This is a genomic window from Bordetella sp. 15P40C-2 (assembly GCF_009763235.1).
Classification (GTDB): Bacteria; Pseudomonadota; Gammaproteobacteria; order Burkholderiales; family Burkholderiaceae_B; genus Bordetella_A.
On record NZ_WSJA01000039.1, the window covers coordinates 1 to 306 of the forward strand.

The following is a 306-nucleotide window of genomic DNA, read 5'->3' on the forward strand; positions in this document are numbered from 1 at the left end:
TACTAATTGCCCGTGCGGCTTGATCCTATAACTCTGTAGGTTTTAATGACCTGATATGAGCGTAGCGACAAGTGCCGTTTATATAAATTCGTCAAACATGACCCATCGTTGTTGCGAAGCCTCACTCACCTGAGCCGCTCGCATCAACTCGATGTGCTTCTTCCAAATTGGGGTAGGTAGTCCTAAACCACTATCCACCCAGCCAGTTACGCCTGACGACCATAGCAAGGTGGTCCCACTCCTTCCCATCCCGAACAGGACAGTGAAACGCCTTAGCGCCGATGATAGTGAACATTCGTTTGTGAA

At 49.0% G+C, this 306-nt stretch carries 1 rRNA gene; it reads left to right on the forward strand.

The features are described from left to right. Window positions 1–211: 211 nt before the first annotated feature. A 5S ribosomal RNA gene (rrf, locus tag GOQ25_RS19805) occupies window positions 212–306 on the forward strand; the annotation flags it as partial.